Source organism: Echinicola soli, assembly GCF_006575665.1.
Classification (GTDB): Bacteria; Bacteroidota; Bacteroidia; order Cytophagales; family Cyclobacteriaceae; genus Echinicola; species Echinicola soli.
The window spans coordinates 2,529,959-2,540,061 of sequence record NZ_CP041253.1 but is presented as its reverse complement, the minus strand read 5'-3'; the positions used below and the strand labels follow the sequence as shown (position 1 = coordinate 2,540,061).

At 44.5% G+C, this 10,103-nt stretch carries 5 protein-coding genes; 1 reads left to right on the top strand and 4 read right to left on the bottom strand.

Features of this window, described 5'->3' with window-relative positions:
* Positions 1 to 291: 291 nt before the first annotated feature.
* Together FKX85_RS10220 and FKX85_RS10215 are read right to left on the bottom strand one after the other, a co-directional pair.
* Positions 292 to 1,926, bottom strand: a complete 1,635-nt coding sequence (locus FKX85_RS10220; RefSeq protein WP_141614633.1) for a RagB/SusD family nutrient uptake outer membrane protein — start codon at positions 1,924 to 1,926, stop codon at positions 292 to 294.
* A gap of 19 nt (positions 1,927 to 1,945) precedes the next feature.
* Positions 1,946 to 4,957: a SusC/RagA family TonB-linked outer membrane protein gene (locus FKX85_RS10215; RefSeq protein ID WP_229239820.1), complete on the bottom strand. Its 3,012-nt coding sequence runs from the start codon at positions 4,955 to 4,957 to the stop codon at positions 1,946 to 1,948.
* Between the two features lie 433 nt (positions 4,958 to 5,390).
* Between FKX85_RS10215 and FKX85_RS21445 the strand changes: the two genes are divergently transcribed.
* Positions 5,391 to 5,528: a hypothetical protein gene (locus FKX85_RS21445; protein ID WP_168196242.1), complete on the top strand. Its 138-nt coding sequence runs from the start codon at positions 5,391 to 5,393 to the stop codon at positions 5,526 to 5,528.
* Here the strand turns inward: FKX85_RS21445 and FKX85_RS10210 are convergent.
* Positions 5,525 to 6,799: a DUF3472 domain-containing protein gene (locus tag FKX85_RS10210; protein WP_229239819.1), complete on the bottom strand. Its 1,275-nt coding sequence runs from the start codon at positions 6,797 to 6,799 to the stop codon at positions 5,525 to 5,527. The genes FKX85_RS21445 and FKX85_RS10210 overlap by 4 nt on opposite strands.
* A gap of 64 nt (positions 6,800 to 6,863) precedes the next feature.
* Positions 6,864 to 9,974, bottom strand: coding sequence for a glycoside hydrolase family 2 TIM barrel-domain containing protein (locus FKX85_RS10205; protein WP_141614632.1), 3,111 nt, complete (start codon positions 9,972 to 9,974; stop codon positions 6,864 to 6,866).
* Positions 9,975 to 10,103 lie beyond the last annotated feature (129 nt).

Here is a 10,103-nt window from a genome sequence, read left to right as displayed (position 1 = left end):
ACCCTTTCTAAAGGACAGACCACTATCTCTTACACTTATCAAAATTAGCTACAAAAAAATCAATTATTATTAAAAATATTTATATGACACAGCAAGGTAAAAATCTGCCATAATTCGCCTACTTCTTGTCATTTTAACTTTAAAACACAGCACCAAAACCCTTATCCAATAGCCCTAAAAAAACATTAGCAACTGGTCAAGAACATAATTTACCTGCGATCACACGTTTTAAACAACAAAAGCCACCCGCTAAAGCGGGTGGCTCAGGATTTTTGCAAGAAAGCTGTTAAATCAAGGATTCTGCGTCAGTCCATCATGGATGAGCAATTGTCCTTCAGGCAAGTATTCCACCACTGCATTATCATTGGCTGGAATGGTATAGATTGGGCTGTTGCCGGATAAGTGGGTACCCGGATACTCTCTGTTCATCGTTCTACCGTTTCTGAATACATCCATCTTTCTGTGCCCTTCATAGGCCAGTTCGAGCTGACGCTCCTCCAACACTACATCCAATACAGACTTATCTCCCAGATTTGCCATAGTATGCAGCCCAACATCCGGAATGCCTGCCCTGGATCGGATAAGGTTTACATCCTCCAACGCCATCGCATCATTTCCTGATTTTGCATTGGCTTCGGCCCTATTCAGGTACATCTCTGCCAATCTTGATATTACAGGTGACCACAGATGTACCTGATCCTCCTGGCCAGAGCACTTAAGCACATAGTACTTAGGAAAGCCGTTCCGTACATCCAGTTTATTGTCGATCAGGACTCGCTTGCGCCCTTGCGCTGTCTGGATGAAATAGTGGTACCCTCCATGGCCGTCACTTTCCCTTTCCAGCATCTTCTGCTGACCGTCTTCTGTGTACACATAATCTTCCCCTGAGGCTGTTACCTCTTTCCATTTGTAAGAATAGCTATCATCCACATATAATGCCCAAGTGATGCTTTCATCCACCACTACTGGCTTGATAAAGTTGTACCGTTGATCTTCCGGGTATTCCCTGACCATTTCCAAATACCTTCTGGAAGCATACATTTCTCCCCAGCCAGTACCTTGGATATTGGCATATAATGAGCCTACTGTGTACCAGCCGTTGCTGGCATAATCAGCATCAGGGATAAACTTGATCGCAAAGATGGTCTCTGAGTTTGACTCAGGAGCAAGCTTGGTATAGTCCGCCAACCGCTCAGTAGCTACCAAACTGAATTTCCCTGAATTGATCACCATATCGGCATATTCGATGGCCTTGGTATTGTCTTCCATGTACAGATATAGTCTTGAAAGCAATGCCCAAGCGGCCTCCTTTGTAGCATATACATTGGACTTATCTGCGGTAAAGAGCGAGGCAGCCCGTAGCAAGTCTGATGCTACCTGATCATAGACCTCGCCTACAGTAGATCTTACAGGAATGCGCTCAGGATCACCATCCAGCTTTAAAGGCACGCCTTCATTGTCCCTTCCCTGTACATAAGGCCGTCCAAAAATATTCACTAGCTGGTAGTGCATCAATGCACGGATATAATAGTTTTCTGCCAATAACTGATCATCGGCATCAGACTTCCCTTCCTCTACCGCCTCGATCACCTTATTAGTACCTACGATGATCTGGTAAGAACTTCTCCAGAAGCCGGCAGCCCGGGATCCATTTGGAATCCGCTGGTAATTATAGGTAAAAAACAGCGGGTCTGTAGTGGTGCCACTAAGGGCCACATTATCGGAAGGGTATTCAAAAAGGCGGTGCCAATTATCACTCCATCCTTTCATTCGGCTATAATTCCCCAATGTCACCGACTGGGCACTGGTTTCTGAATTGGTCAAGTCATCGGAAGTAATGGAATCGTAAGGACTTCTATCTATATTACAAGCGGACAGGGTGAGCACCGCCAACCCAATCCAATATTTCTTATTTAGGTATTTCATGATTTCGTAACTTTTTAGATCAGAAAGAAAGGTTTACACCGAAGGTCAGTCTTTTGGGCAGTGGATAAGGAGAAAATCCATCTCCATTCACAGCTGCTTCAGGATCCAAGCCCGAATAATCGGTGATCGTGATCAAGTTATCCGCAGAGAAATAAGCACTCAAGCTTCCTATTTTCCAAGCATCTGTAATATGACCAGGTATAGTGTATCCCAAGGTTACATTTCGCATTCTCAGATAACTGGCATCTTCCAGGTAACGGGAAGAGGTTTTGTGCGCATTGTTGTTTCCTCCATAAATCGGCTGCGGATGTGTTGCATTGGGATTGTCAGTAGACCATCTCGACCAGCCCTCTTGCAGTCTCATGAAATTATAGGTAGGGTACGCTCCGTCACTATCAAAAAGCTCACGGGCCGCCTGGTACACCATCGCCCCTTCTGAATAAGCAAAGGTGGCATTGAGGTACACTCCCTTGTACTCCATGCTAGAGCTAAGCCCTCCAAAGAAATCCGGAGTGGAAGTTCCTACCTTCTGTAGGGTGGCAGCAGAATAGGATCCTGTAATACTTGTCTCGCCAGTAGATGGATTTATTTGCTCCCACTGTGGCGTACCATCTTCGGGATTCACACCGGCCCATTTTCTCATGTACCAGGTATCGATATTTTCACCTTCCTCTATGATAGTGTTACCAGAAATCTGGCTTTTCCCGCCATACAGCTCGGTGATCTCATTGTCATTTTTGCCAATATTAAAGTCCAAATGCCAGTTGAAACCAGAAGCAGTGCTCAGCACATCAGCACCCAAGGAAAACTCTATCCCTCTGTTTCTCACACCACCGATATTGTCAAAGTATCCTGTATAGCCTGACACGTCTGGAAGAGGCACAAAGTGGAGCAGCCCACTGGTGCTTTTGTTATAGACTTCCAGCACTCCGGTCAATCTATTCCATAGGCCAAATTCCACGCCTATGTTGGTATCATAGGTTTTTTCCCAGGTCAAGTCATCATTGCCCAGTGTGGAAGCTACGGCTGCTGGGTCACCATTATACTGGGCATTCAGTGAATAAAGTTCATACTGCGGATACAGCGAATTTGGTGTATTCCCGACACCCCCGTAAGATGCTTTTAGCCTTAAATAATCAAATGCCTGACTGTTGAAGAATTCCTCTCTACTGATATTCCACGATCCACTGATGGCAAAAAAGTTTCCGTATTTGTTATTTGCCCCAAAACGCGAGGCACCATCCCGTCTAAAGGATACCTGTGCATTATACTTGCCTTTGTAACCGTAGTTAGCATTGAAGAGATAAGACTGGAATGCATAATCATTTTTGGTTCCTCCTATTGTCGTAGGCTCAGAAGTACTGCCGATGATAGATGCACCTGGTACTATTCCCTTCCCTGTAGCACTCAAACTGTTGTAAACATAATCATTATACTCATAGGCTACCAAAGCACTGATCGTATGGTCATTGATGGCCTTATTATACGATAGCATTTGATTGGTAAAACGCGTGGTTCTTTTTCCTATCCCATTATACAGGCGTCCATTGTCCGCCAGTCCGCTATTTGACCTTGGATCTGTGTATGAAAAGGTCTCTGCTTCATAGTAGGTGATGTTATTGGTAGAGATAAAGGATAGATTTTCCGTGATATCATACTGGAAATCCACGTTGGCCATGACATTTACCGTATCCCCGGTGGAGTGGTTCCATTGGAGGTCATACAGGTAATTACTATTGTCCCTTCCATACCAAGTCACATCCCCTTCCTGAGGGTTCACTGGCTTGCCATCTTCCCCGTAGGGATTGTCCCAAGGAAGGTTACGATACATGTCATAGATGCTGTGCTGCCTGTTCTCGGTATTGATATAAGTGGCGGCCAGTTTTGGTTTGATGGTGAATTTTGGTGAAATATCATATTCAAAATTCACTCGGCCTGTCATACGTTCATAGGTATAGCCTTTTACAGAACCTTCTTCATTATAATAATTACCAGTAGCAAAAATCCTGGTCTTATCTGCCGTTCCTGTATAGCTCAGGTTATAATCCTGCACCGTACCTGCCTGTGTTCCAACATCCAACCAGTCGGTATCGGTATTCAGGAGTTCTTCATTATAATAGTCTGGAATTGCATTCTGGTTTGGAAACTGGCCCCATAAGTCATACATTTCTTGGCTATTGGAAATATCAAATCCGCCGGTATTGAACAGGGAAACACCCGTCTTGGCACTTACATTAATAGTGCTCGTATTGGCTCCCTGGGCGGTTTTAGTGGTCACGACGACGACACCATTTGCTCCTCTAGAACCGTACAATGCTGCGGATGCGGCATCTTTCAGAACTGATATACTTTGAATGTCAGCGGGGTTGATATTTGGTGTTCCGTGCCATATCACCCCATCCACTACCCAAATAGGGTTCACTGAAGATCGAATGGAATTTTTACCCCTTATCCTAATCTTGGGAAGTGCTCCGGGTGCTCCCGAAGAAGCACTTACATCTACCCCTGCCAGTTTTCCTTGCAGCATATTCCCCACATTGGGGGAAGTAATGTCCTGCAATTTATCACCATCCACGATGGCTACTGAACCGGTAAGGTTTTCTCGCTTTTGGGAAGTATAACCTGTCACCACTACTTCCTCCAACCCTTGAGTATCTTCTTTTAAAACAATTTCCAATTGGCTTTTTCCGCCAACGGTAATCTCTTGGCTCTTAAAACCAATAAAAGACACCTTAAGCACTGCATCTTCTGGAATATCACTTAGACTAAAATTACCGCCCATATCGGTAATGGTACCCGTGGTGGTACCTTTCACCAAGATACTCACTCCTAAAAGCGGCTCTCCTGATGAATCCGTAACGGTTCCTTGAATATCAATTTCTGCTCGATCAGCAAAGTCGCTGCCCTCGTAACTGTCGATTTTCAGTACCTCCCCCTTTAGGGAACTGGCGCTTGTTGGGGAAGCGGTTATCGTGAGGGACAGACTCCCAAGAGCCACCCACCCCATTCTGGCAAGTAGTTTTCTCATCATAATTATATTGTTTGTGTTGGTAAACAGTAGGTGAAGGTCTGGGCTCCTTATTTCCTAGCCTCCACACTCTTTGCATTAATGTTATTATTTGGGTTTGATTTGATTTTCATTTCGCGTGTTAAGGCATTCATCACAAACCGCATAGGGCTTTGGTTTTAAAGAAAACGTCCTCTATTTCCACGGCTTAACACAAGTATAAACAAGAATTAATATCCTTCGTTTTGTTTCGATAAATTCTTTATTTACACCCTAAATGTAATAATTTTATATTTCGAATCAATTTTTTTATTCTTATAAATGAAATAATAACCTTAAAACAAAAGAAATAACCTTACGAAACGATTCTTTCGAAATAATATTAATCTAAAATCACCCAAAACACGGCATACCCATATCGTTTCTGGTAAAAAAGCTATACTAAAAATCAATATATATGGAGGAAACGAAAGGCTTTACCATCAATCAACACGATGATGACAACAAACAACTGGCGATGAATGAACTTGACACAAAAAAACCTGTACACAAAACATGTACAGGTCAATCGGTGAATTTTCACTACCTCTGCTAAGGCAGCTGATCAAAGTCTATGTCTGGAGATTGTCCTTTCTCTGGACGTTGATGCATGCTGTTCAGCTCCTCAAATTCATCGAAAAAGCCTCCATTCCTGAGGAAAAATCTTCCATTCTCTTCTCCCCCTGCATAATCCATCCTATATCCTCTACGCGCAATATCATCTCCAGTAAATTTAGCCTCAGTCAATTCAAACCATGTTCCTTCAGTATCCATCACCCACTGGTCATGATAGAAAGCCTTTCTTCCAACAAAGCCATTTCTATCAATAAAATTCTCCAAAAATGAATGCGGCCGCTTATACCAAGTATCCGTCTGGGGCCTTAAAAAACTGGCAATCAACTTCCACTCACCAAGTTCTGGCGCAAAGAAATAGGCAGTATAAAGCGTATTGCCCTTTCCGTCAGGTTCCACTGAATTAAGAAATCGGTAAGTATTGCCTGTGATCCAATTGTACTTCCAATAGCTCTGTCCACCAGATCCCTCGTTTCCGAATTCACCTGTATAAACTCCTTCTCCTTTTTTTAGTAGCTTGATCTGCTGATCCTCAGGAATTTCACTTGGATCATCCGTATGAAAGGGACTCCAAACAGAAAACAACACCCTGCGTTCGTCATCGGAATTGGCCTGAATTCCAAAGTACCCTTCTCCAAAACCATTGGCCATATAATAGGAGCCATTTGGATCCTCGCCTTCAGGGACAGTGATCTCATTGTAGAACCACTTGAAATCTTTATCTTCTGGCAATGTATAACTCAAGTGAACAGACGGGCCACGCCTTCCCCAGTAAAAGCGGTTGCTTTCGTTATCTTTCACATAAACAATAGATGCACCGTCTTTCGTTTTTACCAAAAGTGACCTGATCGAAGAAAATGCTGCGCCTTCCTTGGAAGTCCCCTGAATATCCACCTTCACATAACCTGCTTCAAGGTCAAAGACCCCCACATTCAAAGTATCACTTCCCTGAGCAGTTACAGAAACATCCTTGCTTTGCCCTCCTGCTTTTACCACAAAATCACAAGCCGAATCACGTCCCGCCAAAACCAACTGCAAAAACACCGGCTGCGGTTTTTCCATTTTGAAGTAAGTACTCAACACAGCCTCTCCAGAAGTCCAGTCTTGAACACCTTCTTTCGTGACTTTTAACCCTTCACCAGCTGTCACATACGAATTACCCCCAAAAGGGATATCGGTGGTCACCTGAAATTCCTTAGCCACATCCTGAAGTCCTGAAGACTCACATGCCAACAGTGCCCCTAGAGCAGCCATTGGTAATAATCTTTTAATACTTATCATATTGGGTTCTCTATTTTCCTTTTTCTTCTCTATACAATTAAAACGGTGCTATCACGTAGCTATAGGTATAATCCTTAAAGGCGACCCTATATTCTTCCAGCGCAATGGATCCCCAACTATTGATGCCGGCTACACCGGTTTGGATTAGGTCCACGTGTACATTGGTGAATCCGTTTGGCTCCAATTCTCCGCTATGGATATTTTGCTTTTCTTTTCCTGGATACAGCTGGTCAATACCATACGGCAATGCGCTGACATTCAGCAAGTCTTCCACCGCATAGATCATCACACCATCCTTTTGGGACTTACTGATGGATGCCCAACGGACATCGGTCTTGTTCCCCGACTCTTGAGGCCTGACATACGGATGATATTGCTCCTGGACACTACCTTCATAAAGTCCCACTTGGGCACTGTACTTCCTGTCGGAATAGCTTTCCCACGGACCCCTGCCATACCACTTAAAGTGGTCTAGTTCTCCTGGCAACTTCAGATCTGTCCCCAATTTCAGCAAATAATCATGCTCACCTTTGATGGCCTTAAAGTCATTATCCACTTTGATTTTACCGTTATGGTCAAAACTGTACACTTGGGTAAAAGCAGCATCCCCGCCGAGCACTTCATAAGTAGCGGCCACCTGATAGGTACCGTCTTCCGCCTCCTGATGTTCTAAGCTTTTAAGGGAGGTCACATTTCCATGCTGATAATCCAGCTTTCTTCCGCGTCCACCACCGAAGTCATTATCCACAAGTGGCCTGAAAAGAGACAATGAAGGCCCATCCACGATCAATGCCTTATTTCCCACTTTATAATCATGAAACTGTCCAGTGGACGTATCAAAGTAAACACTAAAGTTCTTGTTACGAATCAGCAGCTTGCCGGAATCTTCACGCACTTCCACCACTGCCTGCGTCGGTTCAAACGGCATCAACACAGGGTCGGTCAATGCAAACTCCGCTTCTGCCAGCAATGTCCCTGGTGCCATCCTTCCTTCTTCTTCAATGATCTTTCCTTCGACTTGTAGCCGATACTCGGCGCTTTTATCCCGCACCAATTCAAAAGGCAATCCCACTACGGTATGCTGCCTGGGTGCCAATGCAAATGAACCGATGCTTGCACGCTTTACCTCTTCACCATTTTTCAACAAAATGACTTCAAACGAATAATTGGAAAGGTCTCTGAAAAAATATTCGTTGAATATCTCCAAGCGGTCATTGGCTGTCAATTCAAAAGAAACTTCTTGATGCGCCCTTCTCACTTCATAGGCATGCGGGTTCCATCTTCTATCAGGCATGATTACCCCATTGATCAGGAAGTTATTATCACTTGGTGTGCCCTCCGGCCCCCAGTCTCCGCCATAACCAAAAACCTTTTTTCCGTCTTTCTCCAGGTAAATCCCCTGGTCCACCCAGTCCCAGATGTATCCGCCTTGGAGCATTGGATACGCCTTGATCACTTCCCAATACTCCCTGAAATTCCCCATGCTGTTCCCCATCGCGTGGGCATATTCACTCATGATGTACGGTCTGGGAGGATTGCTTTCGGCATAGCGGATCATGGATTTTGGATGTGGGTATTGCGGCACGATAATATCCGTATTCCATTCGTACGTAGAACGCTCGTACTGTACTGGACGCGAGGGATCATAAGCCTTGATCCACTCATATGCTTTGTAAAAGTTATAGCCGTTCCCCGCTTCGTTACCCATGCTCCAGGCGACTACAGAGGGATGGTTTTTGTCTCGAAACACCATCCTTTTGATCCTCAGCATATGGGCATGTAGCCATTCAGGAGCATTGCCCAAAGACCGCTCAGGACTGTAATACATCCCGTGGGATTCGATATTGGCCTCATCGATCACATAAAAACCGTATTTATCACATAGCTCATACCAGTACGGATCATTGGGATAATGCGAAAGCCGCACAGCATTCATATTCAGTTCCTTCATGATCCGCACGTCCGTTTCCATCTGCTCTCTGGTGATCACATGGTGCGTTTCCGGATGGGATTCATGACGGTTTACGCCTTTGAAAAGCACTGCTTTTCCATTGACCAAAAACTGATTTCCGACGATCTCGTAAGTTCTGAATCCCACATTTTGGCGGATGACTTCCTTGGTGTCCCCTGCTTCATCAGCCAGTACAAGCTCCAGCTCGTAAAGCGTTGGAGTTTCTGCCGACCAGGCCTTGACACTGGGTATTTCAGTAGCAAAATTCAACACCGTCTTTCCCAGCTTCCTTTTCAGCCCAATGGTCGCCTGGGTCTTTTCATACACCACATTTCCGGCAGGATCAAACAATTTGACTGTCACCTTATTTTCACCTTGCTGCTTATCCGTCCAGTTCCACAGATCAACAGTGACGTTCAGCATTCCATCACGGTAACTATTGGTCAAGGGGCTTTTTACAAAAAGGTCATAAAAGTGAACTTTCGGACGACTATAGAGGTACACATCTCTCTCGATGCCGGAAATCCGCCAGAAATCCTGCGCCTCCAGGTAAGACCCGTCATGCCACCTTCTCACTTCAATTGCGATTAGATTATCGCCCTGCTTGAGGTAATCGGTCAGCTCAAATTCCGATTCCAATTTACTATCCTCGCCCATCCCCACATATTCTCCGTTCACATAAAGCCTGAAAGCTGATTTTACCGCTCCGAGATGAATAAACACCTGCTCATCTCCCCAAGCCTCCGGTAAGGTGATCTTCCGCCTGTAAACCCCAGCTGGATTCTTTTCATTCTCGATAAAAGGCGGGTTGGGATTATCCACCGCGAATTCGAAAGGGTGGTTGACATAGATCGGTGTGCCATAACCATTGAATTCCCAGTTGGCAGGCACTTGAAAATCATCCCATGATGCATCGTCAAACTCCGGAGCATAAAAATCCTCAGGGAGCTTGGCATAGTGGTCCGTCCACAAAAACTTCCAGGTTCCGTTAAGGTCAAAAAAGCGTTCCGAAGCAGCTTTCTCATCTTTTTTTGCCAACGCCTCATTTTCATATGGAAAATAAGAGGCGCGCATTGGCAGCCTGTTTTCTGCCTGCACATTGGGATTTTCGAATATTGGATCGGCTTTTCTTTCTTGCGCAGGTACCTGCGTCACACAGATCAGGACACACAAGGCCGTAGTAATGATTGACTTCATGAAGTTATATTTTGTTATGGATCTAGAGAATTTGGTAATTTCTCTTTTTTAAACTGGAATGCAAAGACAAACACTTTTGACGATGCACTATTTACAAAAAAAGGAAATAAAACGAATATTTTATAATTC